The organism is Vandammella animalimorsus, from assembly GCF_002288875.1.
In the GTDB taxonomy this organism is placed as follows: domain Bacteria; phylum Pseudomonadota; class Gammaproteobacteria; order Burkholderiales; family Burkholderiaceae_C; genus Lampropedia; species Lampropedia animalimorsus.
The window spans coordinates 38,912-64,901 of sequence record NZ_NTBH01000009.1 but is presented as its reverse complement, the minus strand read 5'-3'; the positions used below and the strand labels follow the sequence as shown (position 1 = coordinate 64,901).

At 67.0% G+C, this 25,990-nt stretch carries 28 protein-coding genes; 11 read left to right on the top strand and 17 right to left on the bottom strand.

From position 1 onward, the window contains the following. Positions 1-368: 368 nt before the first annotated feature. A complete protein-coding gene (gene purB / locus CLI93_RS12385) occupies positions 369-1,748 on the bottom strand; it encodes an adenylosuccinate lyase (protein WP_095541687.1) in 1,380 nt (459 codons plus the stop codon). Positions 1,749-1,845: 97 nt separating this feature from the next. Next, the gene (locus CLI93_RS12380) at positions 1,846-2,475 is read right to left on the bottom strand and encodes a CDP-alcohol phosphatidyltransferase family protein (protein WP_238945756.1); all 630 of its coding nucleotides are present in this window, start codon (positions 2,473-2,475) and stop codon (positions 1,846-1,848) included. 210 nt (positions 2,476-2,685) lie between these two features. Here CLI93_RS12380 and CLI93_RS15210 point away from each other — a divergent pair, with 210 nt between their 5' ends. The 7 genes from CLI93_RS15210 to CLI93_RS12350 all read left to right on the top strand — a co-directional run bounded on the left by CLI93_RS15210 (position 2,686) and on the right by CLI93_RS12350 (position 7,805). Continuing rightward, complete coding sequence (locus CLI93_RS15210; protein ID WP_238945739.1) at positions 2,686-3,039, top strand: ArsR/SmtB family transcription factor; 354 nt, start codon at positions 2,686-2,688, stop codon at positions 3,037-3,039. A gap of 38 nt (positions 3,040-3,077) precedes the next feature. Next, complete coding sequence (locus CLI93_RS15205) at positions 3,078-3,449, top strand: hypothetical protein (RefSeq protein WP_172424224.1); 372 nt, start codon at positions 3,078-3,080, stop codon at positions 3,447-3,449. Further along, positions 3,446-4,609: a phosphatidate phosphatase App1 family protein gene (locus CLI93_RS12370; protein WP_095541689.1), complete on the top strand. Its 1,164-nt coding sequence runs from the start codon at positions 3,446-3,448 to the stop codon at positions 4,607-4,609. The genes CLI93_RS15205 and CLI93_RS12370 overlap by 4 nt, the downstream gene beginning before the upstream one ends. Positions 4,610-4,741: 132 nt before the next feature. Then, the gene (locus tag CLI93_RS12365; protein ID WP_095541690.1) at positions 4,742-5,407 is read left to right on the top strand and encodes a lysozyme inhibitor LprI family protein; all 666 of its coding nucleotides are present in this window, start codon (positions 4,742-4,744) and stop codon (positions 5,405-5,407) included. Positions 5,408-5,465: 58 nt separating this feature from the next. Further along, complete coding sequence (locus CLI93_RS12360) at positions 5,466-6,491, top strand: ABC transporter permease subunit (protein WP_095541691.1); 1,026 nt, start codon at positions 5,466-5,468, stop codon at positions 6,489-6,491. Positions 6,492-6,621: 130 nt separating this feature from the next. Continuing rightward, the gene (locus tag CLI93_RS12355; protein WP_095995962.1) at positions 6,622-7,380 is read left to right on the top strand and encodes a glutathione S-transferase N-terminal domain-containing protein; all 759 of its coding nucleotides are present in this window, start codon (positions 6,622-6,624) and stop codon (positions 7,378-7,380) included. Beyond that, complete coding sequence (locus CLI93_RS12350; RefSeq protein WP_238945740.1) at positions 7,377-7,805, top strand: polyhydroxyalkanoate granule-associated phasin; 429 nt, start codon at positions 7,377-7,379, stop codon at positions 7,803-7,805. Before CLI93_RS12355 ends, CLI93_RS12350 begins: the two co-directional genes overlap by 4 nt. Before the next feature lie 36 nt (positions 7,806-7,841). Here the strand turns inward: CLI93_RS12350 and CLI93_RS12345 are convergent, their stop codons facing one another. The 5 genes from CLI93_RS12345 to hppD form a co-directional block, all read right to left on the bottom strand. Next, positions 7,842-8,663, bottom strand: a complete 822-nt coding sequence (locus CLI93_RS12345) for an undecaprenyl-diphosphate phosphatase (RefSeq protein WP_095995961.1) — start codon at positions 8,661-8,663, stop codon at positions 7,842-7,844. Between the two features lie 210 nt (positions 8,664-8,873). After that, positions 8,874-9,584, bottom strand: a complete 711-nt coding sequence (locus CLI93_RS12340) for an SDR family NAD(P)-dependent oxidoreductase (RefSeq protein WP_095995960.1) — start codon at positions 9,582-9,584, stop codon at positions 8,874-8,876. Positions 9,585-9,609: 25 nt separating this feature from the next. Beyond that, positions 9,610-10,530 carry a phenylalanine 4-monooxygenase gene (phhA, locus tag CLI93_RS12335; protein ID WP_095995959.1) on the bottom strand — a complete coding sequence of 307 codons (921 nt, stop codon included), beginning with the start codon at positions 10,528-10,530 and terminating at the stop codon, positions 9,610-9,612. Between the two features lie 130 nt (positions 10,531-10,660). After that, positions 10,661-10,969 (bottom strand): 4a-hydroxytetrahydrobiopterin dehydratase, encoded by a 309-nt coding sequence (locus CLI93_RS12330; protein ID WP_095995958.1) that lies wholly within the window; start codon positions 10,967-10,969, stop codon positions 10,661-10,663. An 18-nt stretch (positions 10,970-10,987) separates the two neighbouring features. Next, the gene (gene hppD / locus CLI93_RS12325) at positions 10,988-12,076 is read right to left on the bottom strand and encodes a 4-hydroxyphenylpyruvate dioxygenase (protein ID WP_095541853.1); all 1,089 of its coding nucleotides are present in this window, start codon (positions 12,074-12,076) and stop codon (positions 10,988-10,990) included. 155 nt (positions 12,077-12,231) lie between these two features. Between hppD and CLI93_RS12320 the strand changes: the two genes are divergently transcribed. Continuing rightward, complete coding sequence (locus tag CLI93_RS12320) at positions 12,232-12,717, top strand: Lrp/AsnC family transcriptional regulator (RefSeq protein ID WP_095995957.1); 486 nt, start codon at positions 12,232-12,234, stop codon at positions 12,715-12,717. A gap of 129 nt (positions 12,718-12,846) precedes the next feature. On the opposite strand, the gene mnmA is transcribed toward CLI93_RS12320, so the two are convergent. Further along, positions 12,847-14,004 carry a tRNA 2-thiouridine(34) synthase MnmA gene (gene mnmA, locus CLI93_RS12315; RefSeq protein ID WP_095995956.1) on the bottom strand — a complete coding sequence of 386 codons (1,158 nt, stop codon included), beginning with the start codon at positions 14,002-14,004 and terminating at the stop codon, positions 12,847-12,849. 102 nt (positions 14,005-14,106) lie between these two features. Between mnmA and CLI93_RS12310 the strand changes: the two genes are divergently transcribed. Beyond that, positions 14,107-14,646 (top strand): MarR family winged helix-turn-helix transcriptional regulator, encoded by a 540-nt coding sequence (locus tag CLI93_RS12310; RefSeq protein WP_095539406.1) that lies wholly within the window; start codon positions 14,107-14,109, stop codon positions 14,644-14,646. Positions 14,647-14,705: 59 nt separating this feature from the next. On the opposite strand, the gene CLI93_RS12305 is transcribed toward CLI93_RS12310, so the two are convergent. The 9 genes from CLI93_RS12305 to serS all read right to left on the bottom strand — a co-directional run bounded on the left by CLI93_RS12305 (position 14,706) and on the right by serS (position 23,090). Next, positions 14,706-15,893: a vWA domain-containing protein gene (locus CLI93_RS12305; RefSeq protein ID WP_095995955.1), complete on the bottom strand. Its 1,188-nt coding sequence runs from the start codon at positions 15,891-15,893 to the stop codon at positions 14,706-14,708. A gap of 26 nt (positions 15,894-15,919) precedes the next feature. Beyond that, the gene (locus tag CLI93_RS12300) at positions 15,920-16,516 is read right to left on the bottom strand and encodes a GNAT family N-acetyltransferase (RefSeq protein ID WP_095995954.1); all 597 of its coding nucleotides are present in this window, start codon (positions 16,514-16,516) and stop codon (positions 15,920-15,922) included. A 15-nt stretch (positions 16,517-16,531) separates the two neighbouring features. Continuing rightward, complete coding sequence (locus CLI93_RS12295) at positions 16,532-17,026, bottom strand: hypothetical protein (protein WP_095995953.1); 495 nt, start codon at positions 17,024-17,026, stop codon at positions 16,532-16,534. A gap of 56 nt (positions 17,027-17,082) precedes the next feature. Continuing rightward, positions 17,083-17,925: an AAA family ATPase gene (locus CLI93_RS12290; protein ID WP_095539175.1), complete on the bottom strand. Its 843-nt coding sequence runs from the start codon at positions 17,923-17,925 to the stop codon at positions 17,083-17,085. Positions 17,926-18,002: 77 nt separating this feature from the next. Further along, the gene (locus CLI93_RS12285) at positions 18,003-18,809 is read right to left on the bottom strand and encodes a PPK2 family polyphosphate kinase (RefSeq protein ID WP_095541702.1); all 807 of its coding nucleotides are present in this window, start codon (positions 18,807-18,809) and stop codon (positions 18,003-18,005) included. Positions 18,810-18,927: 118 nt separating this feature from the next. Further along, the gene (locus tag CLI93_RS12280; RefSeq protein WP_095995952.1) at positions 18,928-20,523 is read right to left on the bottom strand and encodes an Rne/Rng family ribonuclease; all 1,596 of its coding nucleotides are present in this window, start codon (positions 20,521-20,523) and stop codon (positions 18,928-18,930) included. A gap of 24 nt (positions 20,524-20,547) precedes the next feature. Continuing rightward, positions 20,548-21,279: a Maf family protein gene (locus CLI93_RS12275; protein ID WP_238946644.1), complete on the bottom strand. Its 732-nt coding sequence runs from the start codon at positions 21,277-21,279 to the stop codon at positions 20,548-20,550. Next, positions 21,276-21,749, bottom strand: a complete 474-nt coding sequence (gene rlmH, locus CLI93_RS12270; protein ID WP_095539171.1) for a 23S rRNA (pseudouridine(1915)-N(3))-methyltransferase RlmH — start codon at positions 21,747-21,749, stop codon at positions 21,276-21,278. Before rlmH ends, CLI93_RS12275 begins: the two co-directional genes overlap by 4 nt. A gap of 33 nt (positions 21,750-21,782) precedes the next feature. Continuing rightward, on the bottom strand, positions 21,783-23,090 hold the full coding sequence (gene serS, locus CLI93_RS12265) for a serine--tRNA ligase (RefSeq protein ID WP_095541705.1): 1,308 nt from the start codon (positions 23,088-23,090) through the stop codon (positions 21,783-21,785). Between the two features lie 331 nt (positions 23,091-23,421). Here serS and CLI93_RS12260 point away from each other — a divergent pair, with 331 nt between their 5' ends. Continuing rightward, the gene (locus tag CLI93_RS12260) at positions 23,422-24,042 is read left to right on the top strand and encodes a histone (RefSeq protein ID WP_095541706.1); all 621 of its coding nucleotides are present in this window, start codon (positions 23,422-23,424) and stop codon (positions 24,040-24,042) included. A 168-nt stretch (positions 24,043-24,210) separates the two neighbouring features. Further along, positions 24,211-25,929, top strand: coding sequence for an MBL fold metallo-hydrolase (locus tag CLI93_RS12255; protein ID WP_095541707.1), 1,719 nt, complete (start codon positions 24,211-24,213; stop codon positions 25,927-25,929). Positions 25,930-25,990: the final 61 nt, after the last annotated feature.

Genomic DNA, 25,990 nt, shown 5'->3' with positions numbered 1-25,990 from the left:
GTTGATGGGCTCGAAAGTCTCTCCCCTGGCGCAGGCCTGGCCGGTACGCGTGGCGTACGGTCAGCCCGCTGGCCAGCACCGCACCCGGGGCCGCAGTGTGCGCGGCCCGTATTGACGGATGGGTGTTGGGCGCATGTGGCGCACTAACTCAGGCGGCGCAGTGCCGCTGGCGCCTGGCAGCCCGGCCAGGGCGGCGTGCCTATTGGGCAGCGATGTGGCGCGCTGTCCCCGGCAAACCGCAAGCGGGCTGCAGCATGGCTGCAGGAATACTCCCCTTCGAAATCGAGGTGCGAATTAAACCACAAGGGATGCTCTACATGAACCGCGGCGCTGCGCTGGGTGCAGAGGCATTCCTGGGTGCAGGCGTCTCAGATGCGCCGCGCCAGCTCCTGGGCCTTGCCGGTGTAAGTGGCTGGGGTCAGGGCCAGCAGTCTGGCCTTGGCCTCGGCGGGGATCTCCAGGCTTTGGATCAGGCCGTGCAGGTCGCTGGCGGCCACGCTCTTGCCGCGCGTGACGGCCTTGAGCGCTTCGTAAGCGCCGGCCACGCCGTAGCGGCGCATGACGGTCTGGATGGGCTCGGCCAGTACCTCCCAGGCGTTGTCCAGATCCTGGGCGACGGCCTCGGCATTGAGCTCAAGCTTGTTCAGCCCCACCAGCAGGGCGTTGTAGGCCAGCGTGGCATAGCCCAGGGCAACGCCCAGGTTGCGCAGCACGGTGCTGTCGGTCAGGTCGCGCTGCCAGCGGCTGACGGGCAGCTTCTCGGCCAGGTGGCGCAGCAGGGCATTGGCCAGCCCCAGATTGCCTTCGGCGTTCTCGAAGTCGATGGGGTTGACCTTGTGCGGCATGGTGGAGGAGCCGATCTCGCCCTCCTTGAGCTTTTGCTTGAAGTAGCCCAGGCTGATGTAGCCCCAGATGTCGCGGCTGAGGTCGATCAGGATGGTGTTGGCGCGAGCCACGGCGTCGAACAGCTCGGCCATGTAGTCGTGCGGCTCGATCTGGATGCTGTAGGGCTGGAACACCAGCCCCAGGCCCGCCGGGGCGGGCGATTCGATCACCTGGCGGCTGAAGGCCTCCCAGTCGAACTCGGGCCAGGCCGAGAGGTGGGCGTTGTAGTTGCCCACGGCGCCGTTCATCTTGGCGCGCAGCGGCACCTCGGCAATGGCGGCGGCGGCGCGCTGCAGGCGCGCGACCACGTTGGCCAGCTCCTTGCCCACCGTGGTCGGGCTGGCTGTCTGGCCGTGCGTGCGGCTGAGCATGGGCACGTCGGCATGGGCCAGCGCCAGCTCGCGCAGCCGCGCGATGACCTGCTGCAGGCCCGGCAACACAACTTGATCGCGCGCGGCCTGCAGTTGCAGTGCGTGGCTGGTGTTGTTGATGTCCTCGCTGGTGCAGGCAAAGTGCACGAACTCCGCCGCGCGCTCCAGCGCGGGCCGGCCTTTGAGGCGCTCCTTGATCCAGTACTCCACGGCCTTGACGTCGTGGTTGGTGGTCTTTTCGATGTCCTTGATGGCCTGGGCATCGGCCTGGCTGAACTGCTCGACCAGTTGCAGCAAATAGGCCTTGTCATCGGCGCTGAGTGTGGGGAATTCGGCAAAGCCCGCTTCGGACAGGGCGATGAACCAGGTGATTTCCACCTGCACCCGGCGGTGCATGTAGCCGTATTCGCTGGCGATGGGGCGCAGCGCGGCCAGTTTTTTTTCGTAGCGCCCATCCAGGGGCGAGAGGACGGTCAGGGCAGAGAGATTCATGCCCGTTATTGTATGTAGGCGCAGCCGCCCGAGCGGCCGCCCAAGAAGCCGCGGCGGGGCGGCTGCGCGGGGTTTGCTTGCATAGTGTGAACACGCTCTAGCTCGCCGCGCGCTGGGCGGCCTCAGCCAGCCCATTGCGTACGCGGTTCACGCCAGTCCAGATCAGCAAGGCCAGCACCACGGCCAGGATGACGCTCACCCACGTGGCGCTCCACCAGCCCAGGGCGACCAGCAGCGCCAGCGCGCCGAAGACGAAGGCCCGATCGCTCTTGCCCATGGGGCCGTCGTAGCGGCGGCTGGCGCCCACCATCAGGCCCAGCACGCCGGCCAGCTCGACCACGGCCGCGCCCAGCACCACCAGGTACACCAGCAGGGCCGCGGGCGTGCTGGCCACGCCGGGCAGCAGGGCAAAGGGCAGGAACAGCGCCGCATCGGCCAGCACATCGCACAGCTCATTCAAATAAGCGCCCAGCGCCGATTGGTGGCCGAACTCGCGCGCCAGCATGCCGTCGATGGCGTTGAGCGCCATGCGCAAAAACATCCACAGCGGCAGCAGCGCAAACCAGCCGCTGCGCCCTGGGTTGAGCGCCAGCGCCAGCCCCAGCAGCACGGACACGGCCGCAGCCAGCAGCGTGACCTGATTGGCGCTCACGCCCGCGTTGTGCAGGCGCGCCACCATGGGGCGCAAAAGGTTCTGGAACTTGGGTTTGAGCTGGTAGATGGAAATCATGCCGGCGAATGTGCGATGCAATGGCCCGACAGTATCGCGCAAGGTGTGTTCGAGAAGAGTTGGCAAGAGCCGACAAGCGCCACGACCATTGAGCAGACGCTGGCGGGCATGAGGGCTTCATGGGTATTGGCGGGATGTGATTTGACCTGCCTTGGGTAACGATCTAACATTACAAAAAATAATGGAATGAATAAGCCCCGCAAAGCCATGACCAGCCCTTGCCAGCACGATCAAGCCACGCCGCCTGCGATGCAGTACCCGGCCCGGCAGCTGGAGTTGGCCGCAGCCATGTGCCATGCGCTCAGCGATCCGGCGCGGCTGCGGCTGCTGCTGTGGCTGGCTGAGCGGGAGATGTGCGTCTCCGAGCTGGTGGCCTGCGAGGGCGGCAAGCTCAGCAGTGTGTCTGCGCGACTGCAGACCTTGCATGCCGCAGGCTTGGTGACGCGGCGGCGCGAGGCCAAGCACATCTTCTATGCGCTGGCCGACGAGCATGTGCATGAGCTGCTGCGCAACATCTTGCACCACGCTGCGGAGTACCCCTGGAAGGCCGCGGCGCGCTGATTCCCCTCTGTTTGATGTACCACTGAAAGGAGTCGTCCATGACTGCACCCACTTGCAACCACCCGCACCACCAGGACCACGCTCACCAGCATGGCCCGCACTGCGGCCACACGGCCGTCATGCATGATGGCCACGTTGACTACCTGCACGACGGCCACCTGCACCACCCGCATGGCGACCACGTGGATGAGCATGTGATTGCCGTATCGGCTACCAACCCCGATGCCTGCACACCGCAGCACCGCTGCCAGGGCCACGAGCCCGGCCATGTGCATGGCCCTGGCTGTGGGCATGAGGCCGTGCCCCACGGCGATCACGTGGACTATCTGGTCGACGGCCACCTGCACCACCCGCACGGCGACCACTGCGACGACCACGGCCCGTTGCAAGTGGTGTCGCCCGCTGCGTGAGCGCGGGCGATGACAGCGCCGCCGCACAAGGGCTGCGGCGGCGCAGCCTGTTTGCCCTGTTGAGCGCGGCGGGCGCGGCGGGCGCGGCGAGCGCGGCCTTGGGGCTGGGCGGCGCCCAGGCATCGCCGCTCAAGCGCGATGAACACGTGCTGGCGCTGCCCGGGCTGCTGTGGCAAGGCGCCGATGGCCAGCTGCAGGCCGACATCGAGCTGTGGGTGTACGAGAACGAGCGCCGTCCAGGCGCTCGCAGCCTGTTTGCGCGCTATCTGGGCATCGAGTTGAGCCAGCTCAGCGCGCGCGAGCGCGCACTGTTCGAAACGCGTGCACGCTGGTTCCTCAAGGATTCCGAGCGTGGCAAGCGCTTGTCGATTGAGATGGATGGGCAAGGCCCACTGTCTTTGAATCGCACCGACCGCGCAGGCCGCAGCTCTACGCAGATCAGCCTGCCCAGTGCGCTTTGGAACCGAGCTTGGGAGCGCGCCCCGGCACAGCCGCAGGCCTATTCAGTGACAGGCCGTAGCCAGAGCCAGGGTTGGCTCTGGCCCATGGCCGCACAGGGCTTGTCCATCGTCAGCGACATCGACGACACCATCAAAATCTCCCAGGTGCGCGACACGAGCCAGCTGCTGCGCAACACCTTTCTCGCCCCCTTCGAGGCCGTGCCCGGCATGGCCGCCTGGCTGGGCCAGATGCAGGCCGCTGGGGCGCAGGCCGGGCGCAATGTGGAAGTGCACTACCTGTCATCGAGCCCAGTGCAGCTGCTTGAGCCCCTGCAGGACTTCTTGCAGGGCCATGGCTTTCCGGGCGGTTGCTTGCTGCTGCGCGAATCGACTTCTTGGAGCCGCCTGATCCCGGGCGCGCAAGATGGCGAGCGGCACAAGCTGGCGCACTTGCAGCGTTTGATGGTGCGTTTTCCCGGGCGACGCTTCGTGCTGATCGGCGACTCGGGCGAGGCCGACCCGGAGATCTACGCCCAAGCAGCCAGCCGCCATCCGCAGCAGGTGGCGGCCATCCTGATTCGCGACGTGACCGGCGAGGCCGCATCGGCCGCACGCTACCGCCAGGCCATGGCGGCGCTGCCGGCGGCCACGCCCTGGTATCTGATCGAGGATGGCGCGCAAGGCCTGGCCATTGCGCAGCAACACGGTTTTTGGCTTTGACGGCTGCGCAGCCCCACCTGCCCCCAGCCCAGTCCTGTAGGTTCCCGGCCTGCAGGGGCTTTACGTTTGCTTGCAGCCAGGCTGGGCGGCGCGGGGCTATAACCACGCGATCGTCTTGAACAAGGATTGCCCATGCCAATGAAGCCCCTGAACTGCCAGCGCCCCAAAGGACTTGCCCCCCAAGCGCTCCGTTGGCGCCCCGCCGTGCTGGCGCTGTTGGCCAGCCCGTTGCTGGCGCTGGCGCAGCAGCCAGAACCTGAGCCGCAGCAGGCGCAGCCGCCGCTGTACACCGAGGACTACGGTCGCTGCCTGGAGCGCGCCGATGCCGTCAATGCCGAGATCATCGACTGCATGGCCAAGGAGCTGGCCGTGCAGGACGGCCGCCTCAACACCCACTACCAGGCGCTGCGCGCGCAGCTGAGCGCGCAGCGCAAGGAGCAGCTCAAGCAAGCGCAGCGGCTTTGGCTGCAATACCGCGATGCGCATTGCGAATTTCTGTTCGACCCCAACGGCGGCACCATCACCCGTCTGCTGGCCAACGACTGCACGCTGCGCGAAACCGCCCTGCGCGCGCAAGAGCTGCAGGGCCTGGCCGAAACAGGCCTGTTCGAGGATGTCAGCAGCTCGCCCGCGCAAGAGGCGCAGCCCGGAGCATCGGCCAACACGGCCAACACGGCTAACACGGCCAACGCCGCTGGCGCAGTGCAAAAGGCCGCCCAGCCCGATGAGGCCGGCTGGCCAGCGCTGCTGCAACAACTGCGCCAGCGGGCCCAGGCCCAATCGGCGGCCGGGCGCTAGAGCGGCTCTGCGGCGCTGCCCGATAATCCGGCGCGACAGCTCTTCTTGAATCCCCGCCATGTTCGCCTACATCGTCAAGCGCTTGCTGCTGATGCTGCCCACCTTGCTGGGGGTGCTGCTGCTGACCTTCATCGTGGTGCAGTTCGTGCCGGGCGGGCCGGTGGAGCAGTACCTGGCCGAGTCGCGCGCCGGGCCGGGCGGGATTGAGGGCGCGGGCCTGCACTACCGGGGCAACGAGGGCGTGGATGCGCGCCGCCTGGAAGAGATCAAGGCGCTGTACGGCTTCGACAAGCCGGCGCACGAGCGTTTTTTGCAGATGCTGGGGCAGTTCGCGCGCTTGGATCTGGGGCGCAGCTTCATGCACAACAAGGACGTGTGGCAGCTGATCCGCGAAAAGCTGCCCGTGTCCATCAGCCTGGGTCTGTGGAGCTTTTTCATCAGCTATCTGGTGGCCGTGCCGCTGGGCGTGGCCAAGGCGGTGCGCGCGGGCAGCCGTTTCGATTTCGTCACCACCTTGCTGGTGCTGTTGGGCTACGCCGTGCCAGGCTTTGTGCTGGGGGTGATTTTGCTGGTGGTGTTTGGCGGCCAGCTCGAATGGTTTCCGCTGCGCGGGCTGAGTTCGCCGGGCTGGGAGGACATGGGTTGGGGCGAGCGCGTGCTCGATTACCTGTGGCACGTTACCCTGCCCGTGATCTCGATGGTCGCTGGCAGCTTTGCCGTGACCACGCTGCTGACGAAGAACGCCGTGTTGGAGGAAATTCGCAAGCAGTACGTGCTCACGGCCCGCGCCAAGGGCCTGGCGCCGCGTCAGGTGCTGTGGCGCCACGTGTTTCGCAATGCGCTGATCCCCATCATCACGGGCTTTCCTGCAGCGTTCATCGGCGCGTTCTTTGCAGGCTCGCTGTTGATCGAGACGCTGTTCACCCTCGATGGGCTGGGCCTGTTGGGCTATGAAAGCATCATCCGCCGCGATTACCCTGTGGTGCTGGGCACGCTCTACCTGTTCACGCTGATTGGGTTGCTGACCAAGCTCATCAGCGACCTGTGCTATGTCTGGGTCGATCCGCGCGTGAAGTTCGATTGAGCTGGCCGCCACACCTGAAAACAAGCCAAGCGCCTGCGGCGCGGTTGATTTGTGCAGAGCTTTTAGGGGCTTGGCGGCTTTGGCATGATGGCGCGCATTTTGTTTCATCCCGCATTGCAGGAGAGTTGCGATGACCCAGACCCCCAATACTGCCGGCCAAGCCCAGGGCAAGCCGCTGCAGGACTTTCTCATCACCCGCAAGTGGCCAGCGCGCCACCCCGAGCGCATCCAGCTGTATTCGCTGACCACGCCCAATGGCGCCAAGGTGTCCATCGCGCTGGAGGAGCTGGGCCTGCCCTACGAGGCGCACCGCATCGACATCACGGCCAATGACCAGTTCACGGCCGAATTCCTCTCGCTGAACCCGAACAACAAAATCCCGGCCATCCTCGACCCTGATGGCCCGGGCGGCCAGCCGCTGGCGCTGTTCGAGAGCGGCGCCATCCTCATCTACCTGGCCGAGAAAACCGGCCGACTGCTGCCGAAGGACGGCGCGCAGCGCTATCAGGCGCTGCAATGGCTGATGTGGCAAATGGGCGGCCTGGGGCCGATGTTTGGCCAGCTGGGCTTCTTCTACAAATATGCTGGCCGCGAGATCGAGGATCAGCGCCCGCGCGAGCGCTATGCCAATGAATCGCGCCGCCTGCTGGGCGTGCTGGATCAGCAGCTGCAGGAGCGCGACTGGTTGCTGGGCCGGGGCGAGGCCGCCTATTCGATCGCCGACATCGCCATCTTCCCCTGGGTGCGCAACCTGGTGGTGGGCTATGGCGCTGCCGAGCTGGTGGGTTTTGACCAGTTCAAGCATGTGCAGCGCGTGCTGGCCGCTTTCAACGAGCGCCCGGCGGTGCAGCGCGGCCTGCTCGTGCCCGCTGCAGGGGAGCAGCCATGACGGCGGGCAAGCGCGCGAAACTGGCGCGCAAGAGTGGCGAGCTGATGCAGGCGGCGCCGCAGGTCGTGGCCGTGCGCGTGGGCCGCATGCTCACGGCTGGGCCGCAGCCCAGCGCGCGCGACCGGCGTGAGTTCCAGCGCATGGGGGCCGAGAAAGTCGAAGCTTTTGCGCAATCCTGGCAAGCCATGGCAGTCCAGGCGCTGGCCGCGCAGCAGCAATGGGCGCTGTGGTGCACCCAGGCCTGGTGGCAAATGGCGCTGGGCGGCTGGATGCAGCCGGGCGCCTGGGAGCAATTGGCCCGTGGGGCGCAGCAGCGCCTGCGCGAGGCGGGCCTGGATACGGCGCTCAGCGGCATCCAGCCCGTGCACCGCCGCGCCACGGCCAATGCTCGGCGGCTGACCGGCCAGCGCCGGTCGCGGCGCTGATCTGGCGGGGCCCGCCGCCCGGGCCGTTGCAGGCGCTCAGGGGTGCAGTATGCCCAGCCCCAGCAGCGCCAGCACCAGCAGCCCCAGAGCCAGACGGTAGATCACAAAGGGCAGATAGCTGTGGTGCGAAACCCATTTGAGAAACACCACGATCACCGCATAACCGCTGGCAAAGGCCACCAGCGTGGCCAGCGCCGTGGGCCCGGCAGGCACGGCGTTGCTGCCCCAGGTTTTGAGCAGCTGGTAAAAGCCCGAGGCAATCACCGCCGGAATGGCCAGCAAAAAGGAATAGCGCGCTGCGGCCTCGCGGGTGTAGCCCAGCAGCAGGCCGCCGGTGATGGTGCCGCCCGAGCGCGACACGCCCGGGATCAGCGCCAGCGCCTGCGCCAGGCCGAACAGCAGCGCGTGGCGCGTCGTCAGCGCCTGCAAAGGCCTGGTCTTGCGCCCGATCCAATCGGCCCAGGCCAGCACCAGCGCAAAGCCGATGAGCATGCTGGCTGTGATGTAGAGATTGCGCAGCGTCGATTCGATCGCGTCCTGAAACAGCAGCCCCAGCACGACGATGGGCACGGTGCCGACGATGATGAACCAGCCCATGCGGGCATCGGCATCGAGCCGCGCCAGCGGCTGGCCCAGCGTGCGCAGCCAAGACTGCGCGATGCGCCATAAATCCTTGCGAAAGTACAGCAGCACCGCTGCCTCCGTGCCCAGCTGGGTGATGGCCGTGAAGGCCGCGCCCGGATCACCGCCCGAGGGCAGCAGCGGCCCGAAGATGCGCAGATGCGCGCTGGAGGAAATGGGCAGGAATTCGGTCAGCCCCTGCAGGAGCCCGAGAACAATGGCTTCAAACCAGCTCATGGTGACGGTGCGCGCGCCGCAAGCGCCCGGCAGGCGCCTGGCAGGCGCGCCCTCTGTGCCAGCGGGGCGGGAAGATGTGGGAGGAAAAAGCGCCACGCCAGGCCTTTACGGCAAGGGCATGGGCCCGGGTCAGGGCCGTGGCATTGTCGCATGCCGGTTGCGTGCCCCGGCGCTGCGCGGTGTGGCAGTTGATCTGGTGTGCCAGCCGGCTCAGCTCAGGCCGCTGACCGGCAGCGCAGCGCCGTGGATGGGGTTGGCGGCGTTGGAGCAGAGAAAGCCAATGATCTCGGCCAGTTGCTGCGGCCTGACCCAGCGGGCCGGGTCGGCATCGGGCATGGCGGCGCGGTTTTCCGGGGTGTCGATGATGCTGGGCAGGATGCAATTGACGTTGATGCCCTGCTCGCGCAGCTCGGCGGCCAGGCTTTCGGTCATGCGGATCACGGCGGCCTTGGCGGTGGTGTAGGCGGCCATGTGCGGCGCGCCCTGGTGGGCGGCGGCCAGCGCGCCGATGTTGACGATCTTGCCGCGGCCCAGCGCCAGCATGTCCGGCACCACGGCCTGGCAGGCGTGCAGCGCGGTCAGCAGGTTGAGCTGGTATTGACGCTGCCAAGCCTCCAGCGGCGTGGCATGCACCGGCGGGCCCATGTCAAAGCCGCCAGCCAGGTTGCACAGCACCTCGATCGGGCCGAAGTGTTGGCGCGCGCGCGCCAGCGCAGCGGCCAGCGCGGCCGGGTCGAGCAGGTCGCAGTCCAGGCACAGGGCCTGCGCTTGGGGCCAGTCGCCAAAGTGCTGTTGCAGCGCCTGCGGGCTGTGGTCGAGCAGGATCAGGCGCTCGCCAAGGGCGCGGAAGTGCTGGGCGACGGCGCGGCCCAGGTTGCCGCTGGCGCCGGTGATGAGCAGCGTGCGTGCGGGGTGGTTCATGGCAGGTGCTCCAGAAAGGGGGGGCTCAGGCGTTGGCGCCGGCATCGGTGTCGGCATTGGCAGCGGCGCGGCGGGCGCGGTGGTAGTCGCCATTGCCACGGGTGAAGAGCAAGTCGCTTTCCAGCACCTCGCCTGGCTGCAGATCGCCGGCCTGGCCGACGCGCTGGTAAATGGGCGCAAAGTCGATCTGCGCCAGCTCCAGCAGTTCATCCAGGTCGCGGATCACGAAATAGCTTTCCTGGAAGTCGTCGATGCGGTAGCGGGTGCGCATGACGCGCTCCAGATCGAAGCGGATGCGATTGGGCGAGGCGTCTTCCAGGCAGAACAGGCTTTCGGTGCGTGAGGAAGCGATGCCTGCGCCGTAGATGCGCAGGCCGCCATCTTCCTGCAGCAGGCCAAACTCCACTGTGTACCAGTACACCCGCGCCAGCTTGTCCAGCACGCCCAGCTCCTTGGCGCGCATGCCGCCTGCGCCATAGGCCTGGATGAAATCGGCCAGGGTCGGGTTCATCAGCATGGGCACGTGGCCGAAGACGTCGTGGAACACGTCCGGCTCTTCCAGATAGTCCAGCTCGTGCGGCTTGCGGATGAACTGCCCGGCGGGAAAGCGGCGGTTGGCCAGGTGGTCGAAGAACACGTCGTCGGGCACCAGGCCGGGCACGGCCACGACCTGCCAGCCGGTGTGCTTCATCAGCACGTCCGACAGGCGGCGGAAATCGGGGATTTCATCGGCGCGCATCGGCAGCTGCCGCATGCCTTCGACGAAGGCGCGGCAGGCGCGACCGGGCAAGAGCTTGCTCTGGCGCTCGAACAGGGTTTTCCAGACGCCGTGCTCCTCGGCGCTGTAGTGCTCCCAGCCCTGGTCGATGGTCCAGTCCGGGTTGGCTGGTGCGGCCTCCAGCCCGGCGGCCAGGCCGTGTTTGGTTTTCTCGGGTGCGGCGTTCATGCGGTGTCTCCTCGTTGTTTTGACAGGCATGGCGCGCCCAAGGCGCCTGCCTGGGTTTGGTCGGGTCTTGTGCCGACTTTTGCCAGCTTGCGCCAGCGTGCGCGGGAGGGTGCCTGCGCACGCTGCGCTGTCATGGCGCCGGCGCGAAGCGGGCGGCGATGGCGTCGATGCTGCGCGCCAGCGCGATGTCGCGCTCGCTCAGGCCGTCGGCGTCGTGCGTGGTCAGGGTGATGTCCACGCGGTTGTAGACGTTGAACCACTCTGGGTGGTGGTCGCTTTTCTCCGCGTGCAGCGCCACTTCGGTCATGAAGGCAAAGGCCTGGGTGAAATTGGCGAAGGTGAAGCGGCGCTGGATCAGGCCGCCGCGCTCGGGCGCATAGCTCCAGGCGGGCAGGGCGGCCAGGGCGCATTCGCGCTCGGCATCGGTCAGGCGTTGCATGGCGTAGTCCCCCTGGCCTCAGGCTTTTTCGGTCTGCAGCACGCCGCGATTGATCTGGTCGCGCTCCAGCGATTCGAACAAGGCCTTGAAGTTGCCCTCGCCAAAGCCCTCGCGGTAGTCGCCCTGGCGCTCGATGAACTCGAAGAACACCGGGCCCAGCAGGGTCTCGGAGAAGATCTGCAGCAGCAGGCGCGGCTGGCCACCCTCGGTCGTGCCGTCGAGCAGGATGCCGCGCGCCTGCAGCTCGGGCACAGGCTGGCCGTGGCCGGGCAGGCGCTTTTCCAGGTTCTGGTAGTAAATGTCGTTGGGCGCGGTCAGCAGCGGGATGCCGGCCATTTGCAGCTTGTCGATGGCCTCCACCAGGTTGTCGCACAGCAGCGCGATGTGCTGGATGCCCTCGCCGTTGAACTTCATCAGAAACTCTTCGATCTGGCCGCCGCCTTGCTTGGCCTCCTCGTTGAGCGGGATGCGGATCTTGCCGTCCGGCGCGGTCATGGCTTTGGAGGTCAGGCCGGTGTACTCGCCCGAGATGTCGAAATAGCGGATCTCGCGGAAGTTGAACAAGCGTTCGTAAAAATCGGCCCAATAGGCCATGCGACCGCGATAGACGTTGTGCGTGAGGTGATCGACCACTTGAAAACCGTGGCCCACGGGGTTGCGATCCACGCCATCGAGCCACTGGAAGTCGATGTCGTAAATCGTCTTGCCTTCCTCGTAGCGGTCGATCAGGTAGATCGGCATGCCGCCAATGCCCTTGATGGCCGGCAGGTTCAGCTCCATCGGCCCGGTGGCAATGTGAATGGGCTGGGCGCCTTTTTCCAGCAGCTGCTCGTAGGCCTTGTGCGCATCACGCACGCGAAAGGCCAGCCCGCAGGCCGAAGGGCCGTGCTCGGCGGCGAAATAGCCCGCCAGGCTCTTGGGCTCGCGGTTGACGATGAAGTTGATGCCGCCCTGGCGGTACAGAGACACGTCCTTGGAGCGGTGCCGCGCCACTTCGGTAAAGCCCATCTTCTCGAACAGCGGCTCCAGCACGCCGGGCGTGGGCGAGGCGAACTCGACGAATTCAAAGCCGTCAAGACCGGCGGGGTTGTCAAACAAATCGGCCATGGGGTGTCTCCTGGATCAGTGGGGGTGATGCGGCGGCGGCCCGGCCGCGCCGTGGAAAGAAAATCGGCCGCCAATGATAGGGGCGCAGTCCTGCAAGATTCCTGCAAGCATCGGGCGTAAACTGCGCAAACTCACAGGAAAACTGCAAGAAAAAAATGGAAGACGCACACTTTCAATTGGATTCCATCGACCTGCGCGTGCTGCGTGCGCTGCAGCACAACGGCCGCGCCACCTACGACGAACTGGCCGCCGCCGTGGGCCTGTCGCCCTCGGCCACGCTGCGGCGCGTGCGACGGTTGGAGGAGGAGGGCGTCATCGACCACTACGCGGCCCTGCTCAGGCCCGAGCGCGTCGGCCTGGGGCTGACGGCCTATCTGAACGTGCGGCTGGAAAAGCTCACCGCCACGCACAAGCGCAACCCCATGGACAGCTTCCGCGCCGCCGTGCAGACCTGGCCCGAAGTCGTCGAATGCTGCTCACTGACCGGCGAGATGGACTACCTGCTGCGCGTGGTCGTGCGCGACATGGCGCACTACTCGCGCTTCGTCATGGACACGCTGCTCAAGCACCCCAGCGTGCAGGACTGCAAGACCAGCTTCGTGCTCGACCGCGTCAAGCACACCACGGCGCTGCCGATTTGAGGGCCTGTTGACGTTTTTGGATGCGAGCAGGCGATGGCATGAGCGGCAAGGCGCAAAGCATCATCCCAAAACGATATTGGGGTTGCTGTTGAGTGCCGCTGGAGATTTGGGGCAGGAGGGCCGCCTCACTCAAGCTGCTGCTGTTGTGCCCGTGCTCGGCAAAGCCTCGGCCTGGGTGATGATGCCGCCGCCCAGGCAGACCTCGCCGTCGTACAGCACGGCGCTTTGGCCAGGGGTGACGGCCCATTGCGGATCGGCAAAGCGCAGGCGCCAGCGGCCGGGGGTGTCGTCTGCGGCCAGGGTGCAGGCGGCGTCCTGCTGGCGGTAGCGGGTCTTGGCGGCGCAGGGGCCGGGCGCAGGCGGTGTGCTGGCACACCAGCTGGTGTCGTCGAAGGTCAATTCGTGTGAGAGCAGCCAAGGGTGATCGTGGCCCTGCACGGCGTACAAGGTGTTGGTGGCCATGTCCTTGCGGGCCACGAACCAGGGCGCGTGCGTGCCGCCGCCACGCTGCGCGCCTTTTTCCTTGATGCCGCCAATGCCCAGCCCCTGGCGCTGGCCCAGGGTGTAGAAGCTCAGGCCCACGTGCTCACCGATCTTGCGGCCGCGCTCGTCCTTGATGGGGCCGGGCTGGTTGGCCAGGTAGCGGTTCAAGAATTCGCGGAACGGCCGCTCGCCGATGAAGCAGATGCCGGTCGAATCTTTCTTCTTGGCGTTGGGCAGGCCGATTTCGGCGGCGATGCGGCGCACCTCGGTCTTGTGCAGCTCGCCCACGGGGAACAGGGCCTTGCCCAGTTGCGCCTGGTTGAGCCGGTGCAGGAAGTAGCTCTGGTCCTTGGTCGGGTCCAGCCCCTTGAGCAGCTCGTGGCGCTGCGTGGCGGCGTTCAAGCGCACGCGCGCGTAGTGGCCGGTGGCGATTTTTTCCGCGCCCAGGCGCATGGCGTGGTCGAGAAAGGCCTTGAACTTGATCTCGGCGTTGCACAGCACGTCGGGGTTGGGCGTGCGGCCGGCCTGGTATTCGCGCAGGAATTCGGCGAACACGCGGTCTTTGTAATCGGCGGCGAAGTTGACGTGCTCGATCTCGATGCCGATGACGTCGGCCACGGCGGCGGCGTCCAGAAAGTCTTGCCGGCTGGAGCAGTATTCGCTGTCGTCGTCGTCTTCCCAGTTCTTCATGAAGATGCCGACCACTTCGTGGCCCTGCTGCTTGAGCAGCCAGGCGGTGACGGCCGAATCCACGCCGCCGGAGAGGCCCACTACGATGCGCTGTTTGTCTGTCATGGCGCGCATTATGCGGCGCGGCAAGGGCGGCGGCGTGCTGGCCTGCGCCGGCCTTCGCAGCCCTGCGCCGGGGCGGGCCGGCGGGGCGGCAAAGCTTCGTATCATCGGCGCATGCTTGATCGAATCGCCCCGTCCGCCCACCCCCAGGCCCAGGAGGAGGCCATCACCGTCAGCGGCGTGACGCCGCCCGAGGACGCCTGGCGCCAGACGCATCTGGGCCGCCTGCTGGGCCATGCGATGCGGCGCTTCGATGAGCGCGTGCTGTACCTGATGGCGCACGATGTGGAGGTGCCGCTGGTGCTGTCGAACCTGGCGGCGCGCAACAAGGTCAGCGCAGCGCACATTCATGTCACGCGGCATTTGTCGCTGCGCGGCGATCGCATCACCACGCTGGCGCAGCGCGCGGGCATGAGCAAGCAGGCCATGGCCGACTTGATCGACCAGTGCGAGGCCTGGGGCCTGGTGCGGCGCGAGCGCGACCCGGCCGATGGACGCGCAGTGCGCGTGGTGTTCACGGCCGATGGGCTGCTGTGGCTGGCGGCCTTCAAGCGCTCGGTGGCGCAGGCTGAGGCGGAGTTCAAGCAGGCCGTGGGCGAGCAGGTGGCGGTGGTGGTGCGCATCGGCCTGGAGAGCTACGCCAGCGAGGGCTGAGCGCTGGCCGGGCCGCAGGGGCAGCCGCGCTGTGGAGCTTTGGCGCGCTGGCCTGGCCGTTATTTGGACAGCATGCGCATGGCGTCTTCCAGGCCTTTGAGGGTCAGCGGGTACATGCGCCCGCCCATGAGTTGGTGGATCAGGTCGATGCTTTGGCGGTAGCCCCAGACGCCTTGCGGCTCGGGGTTGATCCAGGCGTGCTGGGGGAAGGCACCCGTCAGGCGCTGCAGCCACTCGGCGCCAGCCTCGGCGTTGTGGTATTCGACGCTGCCGCCGGGCTGCAGGATTTCGTAGGGGCTCATGGTGGCGTCGCCCACGAAGATGAGTTTGTAGTCCTTGTTGTACTTGCGGATGATGTCCCAGGTGTCGAACTTCTCGGTGAAGCGGCGGCGGTTGTTCTTCCAGACGAAGTCGTAGACGCAGTTGTGGAAGTAATAAAACTCCATGTGCTTGAACTCGCTCTTGGCGGCCGAGAACAGCTCTTCAACGCGCTGGATGTGTTCATCCATGGTGCCGCCCACGTCCATCAGCAGCAGCACCTTCACGCTGTTGTGTCGCTCGGGCACCATCTTGATGTCCAGCCAGCCGGCGTTGGCGGCGGTGGCGCTGATGGTGCCGGGCAGGTCCAGCTCCAGCTCGGCGCTGGTGCGTGCGAACTTGCGCAGGCGCTTGAGCGCGACCTTGATGTTGCGCGTGCCCAGCTCCTGGCTGTCGTCGTAGTCGCGGTACATGCGCGCGTCCCAGACCTTGACGGCGCTTTTGCCGCCGCCCTTGCCGCCGATGCGGATGCCGCGCGGGTTGTAGCCGCCGTGGCCGAAGGGGCTGGTGCCGCCGGTGCCGATCCACTTGTTGCCGCCTTCATGCCGCCCCTTTTGCTCTTCCAGGCGCTTTTTCAGCGTCTGCATCAGCTCGTCCCATTCCATGGCCTCGATGGCGGCCTTTTGTTCGGGGCTGAGCTCGCGCTCGAGCAGCTGCCGCAGCCAGTCCTCAGGGATCTCGCGGCTGTAGTCGGTGAGCATCTCCACGCCCTTGAAGTAGGCGGCAAAGGCGCGGTCGAACTTGTCGTAGTGCTTTTCGTCCTTGACGAGGATGGTGCGCGCCAGGTGGTAGAAATCCTCCATGCTGGTGGGCTGCTCGGCCTTGGGGCCGATCACGCCGCGCTCCAGCGCTTCGAGCAGGGCGAGGAATTCCTTGACCGAAACGGGCAGCTTGCCCGCGCGCAGGGTGTAGAAGAAGTCGATCAGCATGGGCGGTGGTGGGGTGGGGCAGGTGCTCAGCGCTGGCCCTGGGCCAGCAGGTATTGCAGGTGGGCGCGGGCCTCGGGCCATTCGCCCTGGGTCAGGCTGTACATCACGGTGTCGCGGATGGTGCCGTCGCGGCGCAGCGCGTGGCCACGGATCACGCCATCCTTTTTTGCGCCCAGGCGCTCGATGGCGCGCTGGCTGGCGTAGTTGAAGTTGTCCGTGCGCCAGCCGACCACGCGCGCGCCCAGCGTCTCGAAGGCGTGGGTGAGCAGCAGCAGCTTGCAGCTGGTGTTGACGTGCGTGCGCTGCGCACGCTTGGCGTACCAGGTGTAGCCAATCTCCAGCCGCTGCACGGCCGGCAGGATGTCGTGGTAGCTGGTGCTGCCCAGCACGTCGCCGCTGGCCGCGTCGATCACGGCAAAGGGCAGGCGCTGGCCTTGCTGCTGCATGGCCAGCGCGGTGTCGATGTAGGCACGCACATTCTCCGGCTCGGGCACGCTGCTCACGCGCAGCTCCCACAGCCGGCCGTCGCAGGCGGCGGCGCGCAGACCCTCTTCATGGCTGGGCTGCAAGGGCTCCAGGCGCAGGCCGTCGGCGTGCAAGGTGGTGGGGGCGATCCAGGTCATGGGTGGTCTTCCAGGTCATGGGTGGTCTTGGGTCTGTGGCGTCGCTGCCAGCAGCTCGCCCAGGCGCTGCAAATCCTCGGTGGCGATATAGCCATTGAGCTCCCGGTCGGCGCCGGGCCCGCAGGCCCAGTTGGCCGAGCGGTAGCGCTGCGCGCCACTGGCGTCGGTCAGGCGCAGCTCATACACGGTGGCGCCGGCTTCGCACTGGCCTGGCGCGCTCAGGCGCAGCCGCGCCAGCGCTTGCTGGGCCTTGGGGCTCAGTTGCGCCAGTTGCTGCTGTTGCGTGTGCAGCGGCTGTTGCTGGCGCCAGGTGTCGAGCTGGCTTTTGGTGACGGTAACGATCACGCGTGCGTCGTCGTCGCTGGGCCTGGGCTGCCAGACCAGGCCGCCTTCGACGCTGTAGCCGTCGCCACAGGCGCTCAGCCAAGCCAGCGCTGCCGCCATGCTCGTGGCAGCGGCCAGGCGCTGCAGCGTGGCGCGGCGGGGCGGGGGGCAAGGTGCAGGGTACATGGCGGGCCTCCGGGCGGTTGCGGCTGGGGGGGGGCTGGGCCGATGGGCGCAGGCAATCAGCGATTGCGCTGGTTCATGAACACCAGCTTCTCGAACAGGGTCACGTCCTGCTCGTTCTTCAGCAGCGCGCCCAGCAGCGGCGGCAGGGCGATCTTGTCGTCCTGGCTGCGCAGGGCCTCGGCCGGGATGTCTTCGGCCAGCAGCAGCTTGAGCCAGTCGATCAGCTCGCTGGTGGAGGGCTTTTTCTTCAGCCCAGGCACGCTGCGGATTTCGTAGAAGCTCTTGAGCGCCGCGGTGAGCAATTCGCCCTTGAGCTGGGGGAAGTGCACCTTGACGATCTCCTGCATGGTCTGCGCGTCCGGGAACTTGATGTAGTGAAAGAAGCAGCGGCGCAAAAAGGCATCGGGCAGCTCCTTCTCGTTGTTGGAAGTGATGAACACGATGGGCCGCTGGCGCGCGCGGATGAGTTCGCGCGTTTCATAGACGTGGAACTCCATGCGGTCGAGCTCGCGCAGCAGGTCGTTCGGGAATTCGATGTCGGCCTTGTCGATCTCGTCGATCAGCAGGGCCGTGGGCTGCTCGGCGGTGAAGGCCTGCCAGAGCACGCCCTTGACGATGTAGTTGTGGATGTCCTTGACGCGGTCGTCGCCCAGCTGCGAATCGCGCAGGCGGCTGACGGCGTCGTATTCGTACAGGCCCTGCTGCGCCTTGGTGGTGGATTTGATGTGCCATTGCAGCAGGTTCAGCCCCAGGGCCTGGGCCACTTCCTCGGCCAGCATGGTCTTGCCGGTGCCGGGCTCGCCCTTGACCAGCAGCGGGCGCTGCAGGGCAATGGCGGCATTGACGGCCAGCATCAAATCCTGCGTGGCGACGTAGTTTTCGGATCCTTGAAATCTCATGTGCAGTGCTCGGTGAAGATGGGATGGAAGGGGGAACAGGCTCTTGGCGCATGCGGCCTATGCCGCGCCCGGCGATGTTATTCCAGACGGATGCGCGCCAGGCCCGGGTCAGGCTCTGGCAGGCGCAACTGCATGTCGCGCAGCGCGTGGCACAGCAGGTCGGCCACCAGCAGGTTGCGCTGGCGCTTATTGTCAGCGGGGATGACCCACCAGGGTGCGTGGGCGGTGGATGTGGCCTCCAGCAGTGCGTCGTAGGCACACTGGTAATCGTCCCATTGCGCGCGCGCCTGCAGGTCCTCGCGGGCGAACTTCCACTGCTTGGCTGGGTCGTCCAGGCGTTTTTGCAGGCGTCGGCGCTGCTCGTCCTTGCTGATGTGCAGCAGGCACTTGAGCACGCGCGTGCCGGTCTCGCTGAGCAGCTGCTCGAAGTGGTTGATGTGCGCGTAGCGGCGCTGCGTCTCGCGCTCGTCGATCTCGCCGCGCACCACGGGCACCAGCACGTCTTCGTAATGGCTGCGGTTCCAGACCGTCAGCTCGCCAGCGCCAGGCACGACGGCATGGCAGCGCCAGAGGAAGTCGCGCGCGCGTTCTTGGGCGCTGGGGGCCTTGAACGCATGCACGTGCACGCCCAGCGGCGAGGTGCGCGAGAACACCCAGCGGATGGTGCCGTCCTTGCCGCTGGTGTCCATGCCCTGCAGGATCAGCAGCAGTTTGCGTTGCCCGTTGGCGTAGAGCAGGTTTTGCAGCTCATCGAGCTGCAGCGCCAACTCGTCCAGGCGCTGCAGCTCGGCCTGCTTGCTGCCCAATGGATAAGGGGTTTGGTCGGGGTCGATGTCGGCCAGGCTGTGGCCGGGGCGGATGCGGTATGCGTCGAATGCGTTCATGGCAGGCTGACTCGGCAAGGCCGTGGCGGGCGCGCAGGCGCCCGGAGGGTGAGGGCGTTCAGGCGGATTTCCTGGCGCCTGTTCATGCTCTCGGCGGGCCGAGAGCACAAATAGGCTCTTATACCAACACGATGTCGTAGCGATCGGGCGCCAGGCCGTTTTCGGCCACCAGCGCGATGGGCTTGTCGATGAAGTCCGACAGGCTGGCCAGGTGCGCGCTTTCCTCGTCGAGGAACAGCTCGATGACCTCGGGCGCGGCCAGCACCTTGATCTCGCGCGGGTTGAACTGGCGCGCCTCGCGCAGGATTTCGCGCAGGATGTCGTAGCAGACGCTGCGCGGCGTCTTGGTGCGGCCCGTGCCGCCGCAGCAGGCGCAGGGCTGGCTGAGCAGGTGCGCCAGCGATTCGCGCGTGCGCTTGCGCGTCATCTCCACCAGGCCCAGCGGCGAGAACTCGCACACCGTGGTGCGCACGCGGTCGCGCGCCAGCTGGCGGCGGAACTCCTGCAGCACGGCGCTTTGGTGCTTGTCCTGCACCATGTCGATGAAGTCCACGACGATGATGCCGCCCAGGTTGCGCAGCCGCAACTGGCGCGCAATGGCCTGGGCCGCCTCCAGGTTGGTCTTGAAGATGGTTTCGTCGAAGCTGCGCGTGCCGATGAAGCCGCCGGTGTTGACGTCGATGGTGGTCAGCGCCTCGGTCTGGTCGATCACCAGGTAACCGCCGGACTTGAGCGCCACGCGCTGGCCCAGGGCGCGGTCGATCTCCTCGTCGATCTGGTAGAGGTCGAAAATCGGGCGCTCGCCGCGGTACAGCGTCAGGCGCCCCAGGGCGCTGGGCATGAAGTCGCGCGCAAAGGCACGCAGCGCGGCAAATTGCTCGCGCGAGTCGATGGCGACGCTGCGCGTGTGCTCGCCCACCAGATCGCGCAGCACGCGCCGCAGCAGGTCCAGCTCTTGGTAGAGCAGGCTGGTGACGGGCCGTGACAGTGCGGCCTCGCGGATTTTTTGCCAGGTGGTGCGCAGGTAGCGGATGTCCTCGATCAGCTCGGCGTCGCTGGCGTCCTCGCCGTTGGTGCGCAGGATGAAGCCGCCGGTGTTGCGCCCCGGCGGCGTGTGCGCCTGCACCAGGGCCTGCAGGCGCTGGCGCAGCGCATCGCGCTCGGGCAGGGCGATTTTTTGCGATACGCCGATGTGGTCGTCCTGCGGCAAAAACACCAGTGAGCGCCCGGCAACGCTCAGCTGCGTGGACAGGCGCGCGCCCTTCTTGCCGATCGGGTCCTTGATGACCTGCACCACCAGCGACTGGCCCTCGAACACCTGGCGCTCGATGGGCAGCGGCGCCTCCTGGCGGCGCACCGTGGCCGGGGCCTCGCCGCTGCTGTGGCGCTGCCAGACATCGGCCACGTGCAAAAAGGCCGCGCGCTCCAGGCCGATGTCCACAAAGGCCGATTGCATGCCCGGCAGCACCCGCGTGACCTTGCCCAGGTAGATGTTGCCCACCAGGCCGCGCTCGAGCGTGCGCTCCAGCAGCAGCTCCTGCACCGCGCCGTGCTCGATGACGGCCACGCGCGTCTCCTGCGGGGCCCAGTTGATGAGGATGTCCTGCGCGGCCTCGGTGGTGGCCTGCACCGGCAGCGGCGTGGGCTGCGCGGGCGATGCGGGCGCGGGCGGCGTGTGTGGGTCGGGCAGTGGCGGGGGGCTGGGCTGGTTCATGGCTGGGGGCCTGGGCTCAGGCACTCATGGCTGCTGCAGCCAGGGCTGCAGCAGCAGGTGGGTTTCGAACAGCGGCAGGCCCATGATGCCTGAATAACTGCCCTCGATGCGGTCGATCAGCGTGGCCGCCAGCCCTTGGATGCCGTAGGCGCCGGCCTTGCCCTGCCACTGGCCCGAATCCAGGTACTGCTGCAGCCACTCGGGCCGCAGACAGTTGAAGCGCACCTTGGAGATGGACACGGCCTGCTGCACCTGGCCGTCGTCACCGCCCTGGCCGCCCTGGTCGCCCTGCATGCGCGTGCTGGGCAGGGCCACGGCCACGGCCGTGAGGACCTCGTGCGGGGGGCTGGCGCACAGCAGCTCCAGCATGGCCTGGGCTTGGGCCCGGTCGGCGGGCTTGCCCAGGATTTGCTGGCCCAAGGCCACGGTGGTGTCGGCGCACAGAATGGGCGCGGGCGGCAGCCGGCGGCGGGCGGCGCGGCGCATGGCCGCATGCAGCTTGAGCCGCGTGACGCGCTGCACGTAGTCCAGTGGGCGCTCGTCTGGCAGCGGGGCCTCCAGCGCCTCCAGCGCCTGGGCGGTGTCGCCCGGATCGGGGTCTTGCGCATCGGGCAGCAGCAGCGTGTGGGCGATGCCGATTTGCTGCAGCAGCTGGCTGCGGCGCGGGCTTTGCGAGGCCAGGTAGATGGCGCGCGGGCCAGCGGTGGGCGCGGCCTGGCCATTGCCGTGGGCGTTGCCTTGCTCTGTCATGCTCATTCGCGGTGGTAGGGGTGGTTGTTCAGCAGCGACCAGGCGCGGTAGAGCTGCTCGGCCAGCAGCACGCGCACCATGGCGTGCGGCAGCGTCAGCTCCGACAGGCGCAGGCGCTCGTGCGCCGCCTGGCGCAGCTCGGGCGCCAGGCCATCGGGGCCGCCGATGACGAAGACGATGTCGCGGCCCAGATCGCGCCAGGCGGCCAGGCGCTGGGCCAGCTGGCGCGTGCCGCCGCCCTGGCCGCGCTCGTCGAGCACGACGATGTGCGCCTGCGCTGGCCATTGCGCCTGCAGGCGCTGGGCCTCGGCGGCCATCAGCTGCTCGGCGCTTTTGCCGCCGCTGCGCGGCTCGGTCTTGACGGCCCGCAGCTCCAGCCGCATGTCGGCCGGAAAGCGTTTGGCATAGTCCTCGTAGCCTTGCTGTGCCCAGGCGGGCATCTTCTGGCCGACGGCGGTGATGATGAGCTTGCGCATGGGGCGGTGGGGGCAGGGCGCGCTGGCTTGCCGTCAGCCGATGCGCTCGGCGCCGCCCATGTAGGGGCGCAGCGCGGCGGGGATGGTGACGCTGCCGTCGGCGTTCTGGTGGTTTTCCAGAATGGCCACCAGCGTGCGGCCTACGGCCAGGCCGCTGCCGTTGAGGGTGTGCACCAGCTCGTTCTTGCCGGCCGCGTTCTTGAAGCGCGCCTGCATGCGCCGCGCCTGGAAGGCTTCGCAATTGCTCACTGAGCTGATCTCGCGGTAGGTGTTCTGCGCCGGCAGCCAGACTTCCAGATCGTAGGTCTTGGCCGCGCCAAAGCCCATGTCGCCGCTGCACAGCAGCACCACGCGGTAGGGCAGCTCCAGCGCCTGCAGCACGGCCTCGGCATGGCCGACCATCTCCTCCAGCGCCTCATAGCTTTTTTCCGGGTGGGTGATTTGCACCATCTCCACCTTGTCGAACTGGTGCTGGCGGATCAGCCCGCGCGTGTCGCGCCCGTAGCTGCCTGCCTCGGAGCGAAAGCAGGGCGTGTGCGCAGTCAGGCGCAGGGGCAGCTCGGCCTCGGCCAGGATGGTGTCACGCACGATGTTGGTCAGCGGCACCTCGCTGGTCGGGATCAGGTACAGGGCCGTCTCGTCCGGCTCCGGTTCGGCCTCTTGCCCGCCCTTTTGCGCGGCAAACAAATCGCCGGCGAACTTGGGCAGTTGGCCCGTGCCCAGCAGCGAATCGGCATTGACGATGTAAGGCACATAGGTTTCCTGATAGCCATGCTGCTGCGTCTGCATATCCAGCATGAAGGCGGCCAGGGCGCGGTGCAGGCGGGCGATCTGGCCGCGCATCACGGTAAAGCGCGCGCCGCTGAGCTTGGCTCCCAGCGCGAAATCCAGCCCCAGCGGCTCGCCCACGTCCACGTGGTCCTTGACGTCGAAATCGAAGGCGCGCGGCGTGCCCCAGCGGCGCACCTCCACATTGTCGGCCTCGCTCTGGCCCACAGGCACGCTGGCATGCGGCAGATTGGGCACGGCCTGCAGCAGCGCATGCAGTTGCGCCTGAATGTGTTCCAGGCGCTGGGCAGAGGTCTCCAGTTCCGTCTTGATGGCGGCGACCTGGGCCATCACAGCCTCGGCGCTTTCGCCCTTGGCCTTGAGTTGGCCAATCTGCTTGGACAGGCTGTTGCGCTGGGCCTGCAGCTCCTCGGTGCGGGCCTGCAGCTGCTTGCGCTCGGCCTCCAGCGCGCCAAAGGCACTGACATCCAGAAACGCTTGCGGCGTCTTGCGGGTTTCAAGGCGGGCGACTACGTGGTCGAGCTCCTTGCGGAGCAAAAGAATATCGAGCATGGATTCTGTGCAAACGGCTGTGGGACGCAGGCGCTGCGCCCCTGTGAAAATCGAAGGCGCTATTGTCACCGATGGACTCTGTAGCTCAGCGCCAAGGCCAGGCGTTGCGCAATTCCTGCGCAGTGGCCAAGGCCGCGCGGCCGCCCCAAAAGTCGCACGCCGTACGCAGGCGTTGGCACGATTACAAAAAAAAACAACAAAACACTTGCCCCGCTCTGGACGCTTATTTTTATTGCACTCACAATGCCAGCCATTTTCAAATGCGACAGGCTTTGCTGGGCTTTGTTTTGTCGCGGTCAATCGGCTTTTTCTTTGACACCAGGAGAACTCAATGGCAACAGCGAAAAAAACTGCGGTGAAAAAAACCGCAGCAAATAAAACTGCCACCGCAAGCAAGCCTGCGGCCAAAAAAGCGGCAGCCAAATCCGCAGTAAAAGCCGGCAGCGCCGTTGCCAGCAAGAGCGCAGCAGCCAAAAAGCCCGCCAGCAAGACCGCAGCCTCCAAAACCGTTGCCAAGAAAGCCCCGGCCAAAAAAACCACCGCTGTGAAAACCGCCGCCGCCAAGAAAACCACGGCAGCGAAAACCCCAGCGGCCAAGAAAGTCAGCGCAGCCAAGAAGCCCGCAGCCACCAAGGCAGTGGTGAAGAAAGCCCCGGCAGCGGCAAAGAAAGTTGCAGCGAAAAAGCCCGTGGCCAAGAAAACCACTGCTGTGAAGAAGACTGCGGCCAGCACAGCCGCCGCCAAGAAAACCAGCGCCAAGGCGGCCGCCAGCAAAGCCACTGCCGCCAAGAAAACCACGACCGTCAAAAAGCCCGCAGCGAAAACCGCCGCTGTGAAGCCTGCGGCCAAGCCGGCAGCCAAAAAGCCCGCAGCCAGCGCCAAGAAACCTGCCGCCAAGAGCACGCTGGCCCCCAAGGCCGCCTGGCCGTTCCCGGTCACCAGCAAACCCTGAAACCCTGTTTCAGCCACACATGCAAAGCCACCGCCTGCGGTGGCTTTGTGCCGTTTGGCCGTGCACCGCGCCTGCGCCAGGGCAGGGCGCCCCGGCATGCATGGTGGCAGCCGGCGAGGTGGCCTGCTACTGCTATAAAGCAGGCCCCACACTCGCCTAAAGCCGCGCATGATCCGTCCCGAGTATCTCCTGCATCCGCCCTTCACGCCCGCGCCCACGCGCCCGGCCGTCACACTGATTCTGGTGCGCGATGCGCCGCAGGGCCAGGGCTTTGAGGTGCTGCTCTCGCGCCGGTCGCACCAGGCGCGCTTCGTGCCTGGCGTGTATGTCTTCCCAGGTGGCGGCATCGACGCCGGCGACGCCGCTGCAGCGGCGCTGGCCGATTTGCGCCCGCAGCAGGACGCGCGCCAGGCCGAGCTGGCTGCGGCGGCGGTGCGTGAGTGCCTGGAAGAGCTGGGCATTCTGCTGGCGCGCGATGCCCAGGGGCTTATGCTCGACGGCCAGACGCTGGCCGCTGCCGGCATCGCCCGCCAGCAGCCATTGGCGCCCCAGTTGCAGCGCCTGGGCTGGCGCCTGGCGCTCGATGCCATCTATCCTTTTGCGCACTGGATCACCGACCGCGACTATCCAATGCGCTTTGACGTTCCCTTTTTGCTGGCGCGCGCTCCGCAGGGCCAGCAGGCCATGGCCGATGAAGTCGAGCAGTTCGACGCCACCTGGATCAGCCCAGCGCTGGCTCTGCAACGCCACGAGCATGGCCAGTTGCCGCTGGTGTACCCGACCATCCGCAGCCTGCGTCGCCTGGCGCAGTTCGACAGCGCCGAGGCCGTGTTGGCCGCCTGCCGCCAAGGGCCCATCGTGCCCGTGAGCTGCCCGCGCGCCGGCTGGCTTGAGGGCCGCGAAGTGCGCTATATGGAGCACGAGCCGGCCTTTGGCGAGCTGCATCTGGTTTGCCCGGACGGCCAACTGCTGCACGAGCTGGACTGGCGCCACGATCAACCCCGCGCCCTGCTGCGCCACGTCCAGCGCCTGACGGCGCCCAATGCAGGCCTGATGACCGGCCCGGGCACCAACACCTACCTCATCGGCGAGCCCGCCACCGGCTACATCGTGCTCGACCCCGGCCCCGACGATGCCCAACACCTGCAGCGCATCGTGCAGCACACCGGTGCGCAGGTGCGGCACATCGTCTGCAGCCACTCGCACCCGGACCACTCGCCCGGCGCGGCTCCGCTACAGGCGTTGGTGCAGGCCGCCGGCGGCGGCCTGCCGAGCATCTACGGCATGGCCTCGGGCCCGCATGCGCGCTGCGACAGCCGCTTCACGCCCGAGCAGCCGCTGAAGACGGGCGACACCGTGGTGCTGCAAGCTCAGCTGGGCGATGGCCGCGCCGTGCGCCACAGCCTGCATGCGCTGCACACGCCCGGCCACACGGCCAACCACCTGTGCTTCGTGCTCGAAGAGGACGGCCTGCTGTTCAGCGGTGACCATATCCTCGGCGGCACGACCACCGTGGTGCTGCCGCCGGACGGCAACATGCAGGCCTTTCTTGATTCGCTGGACCTGCTGCAGCAGGCCTGCGCGCGCTGGGGCATCGAGTTCATCCTGCCCGCGCATGGCCACGTGCTGGACCAGGCCCCGCAGGTGATTGCGCAGCTGCGCGCGCACCGGCTGCAGCGCGAGGCCAAGGTGCTGCAGGCCATCGAACAGGCCCCGCAGGGCACGGTCGAGGACTGGCTGGCCAGCGCCTACGCCGATGCGCCGCGCGCGCTCTGGCCGGTGGCGCGCTACTCGCTGCTGGCCCACGTGCAGCGCCTGGCCACATTGCACCCGCAGCTGGGCCTGCAGCGCATCCCCATGCCAGAGGCTGACGCCGCGCCGCACTGAGAGCCTGTTCAAAATCTTTGCACGGCGGTCAAGAGAGCGGATTTGGGCGCTCTGCTGCGCC

Coding starts and splice junctions, on each gene's coding strand:
- CLI93_RS15205 (WP_172424224.1), top strand. CDS start 3,078: ATGACTGCACCCACTTGCAACCACCCGCACCACCAGGACCACGCTCAC.
- CLI93_RS12330 (WP_095995958.1), bottom strand. CDS start 10,969: ATGCAACGCCTGACCGATGCCGAGCGCGAATGCGCCCTGGCCGCCCTG.
- CLI93_RS12305 (WP_095995955.1), bottom strand. CDS start 15,893: ATGCTGATCGACTTCTTCTACACCCTGCGCGCGGGCAAGCTGCCCGTT.
- CLI93_RS12280 (WP_095995952.1), bottom strand. CDS start 20,523: ATGAACCAGCCCAGCCCCCCGCCACTGCCCGACCCACACACGCCGCCC.
- CLI93_RS12290 (WP_095539175.1), bottom strand. CDS start 17,925: ATGAGATTTCAAGGATCCGAAAACTACGTCGCCACGCAGGATTTGATG.
- CLI93_RS12275 (WP_238946644.1), bottom strand. CDS start 21,279: ATGAGCATGACAGAGCAAGGCAACGCCCACGGCAATGGCCAGGCCGCG.
- CLI93_RS12300 (WP_095995954.1), bottom strand. CDS start 16,516: ATGACCTGGATCGCCCCCACCACCTTGCACGCCGACGGCCTGCGCCTG.
- phhA (WP_095995959.1), bottom strand. CDS start 10,530: ATGAACGCCGCACCCGAGAAAACCAAACACGGCCTGGCCGCCGGGCTG.
- CLI93_RS12260 (WP_095541706.1), top strand. CDS start 23,422: ATGGCAACAGCGAAAAAAACTGCGGTGAAAAAAACCGCAGCAAATAAA.
- CLI93_RS15210 (WP_238945739.1), top strand. CDS start 2,686: ATGACCAGCCCTTGCCAGCACGATCAAGCCACGCCGCCTGCGATGCAG.
- CLI93_RS12320 (WP_095995957.1), top strand. CDS start 12,232: ATGGAAGACGCACACTTTCAATTGGATTCCATCGACCTGCGCGTGCTG.
- CLI93_RS12350 (WP_238945740.1), top strand. CDS start 7,377: ATGACGGCGGGCAAGCGCGCGAAACTGGCGCGCAAGAGTGGCGAGCTG.
- purB (WP_095541687.1), bottom strand. CDS start 1,748: ATGAATCTCTCTGCCCTGACCGTCCTCTCGCCCCTGGATGGGCGCTAC.
- serS (WP_095541705.1), bottom strand. CDS start 23,090: ATGCTCGATATTCTTTTGCTCCGCAAGGAGCTCGACCACGTAGTCGCC.
- CLI93_RS12285 (WP_095541702.1), bottom strand. CDS start 18,809: ATGAACGCATTCGACGCATACCGCATCCGCCCCGGCCACAGCCTGGCC.
- CLI93_RS12345 (WP_095995961.1), bottom strand. CDS start 8,663: ATGAGCTGGTTTGAAGCCATTGTTCTCGGGCTCCTGCAGGGGCTGACC.
- hppD (WP_095541853.1), bottom strand. CDS start 12,076: ATGGCCGATTTGTTTGACAACCCCGCCGGTCTTGACGGCTTTGAATTC.
- mnmA (WP_095995956.1), bottom strand. CDS start 14,004: ATGCGCGCCATGACAGACAAACAGCGCATCGTAGTGGGCCTCTCCGGC.
- CLI93_RS12365 (WP_095541690.1), top strand. CDS start 4,742: ATGCCAATGAAGCCCCTGAACTGCCAGCGCCCCAAAGGACTTGCCCCC.
- CLI93_RS12340 (WP_095995960.1), bottom strand. CDS start 9,584: ATGAACCACCCCGCACGCACGCTGCTCATCACCGGCGCCAGCGGCAAC.
- CLI93_RS12360 (WP_095541691.1), top strand. CDS start 5,466: ATGTTCGCCTACATCGTCAAGCGCTTGCTGCTGATGCTGCCCACCTTG.
- CLI93_RS12310 (WP_095539406.1), top strand. CDS start 14,107: ATGCTTGATCGAATCGCCCCGTCCGCCCACCCCCAGGCCCAGGAGGAG.
- CLI93_RS12255 (WP_095541707.1), top strand. CDS start 24,211: ATGATCCGTCCCGAGTATCTCCTGCATCCGCCCTTCACGCCCGCGCCC.
- CLI93_RS12295 (WP_095995953.1), bottom strand. CDS start 17,026: ATGTACCCTGCACCTTGCCCCCCGCCCCGCCGCGCCACGCTGCAGCGC.
- CLI93_RS12355 (WP_095995962.1), top strand. CDS start 6,622: ATGACCCAGACCCCCAATACTGCCGGCCAAGCCCAGGGCAAGCCGCTG.
- rlmH (WP_095539171.1), bottom strand. CDS start 21,749: ATGCGCAAGCTCATCATCACCGCCGTCGGCCAGAAGATGCCCGCCTGG.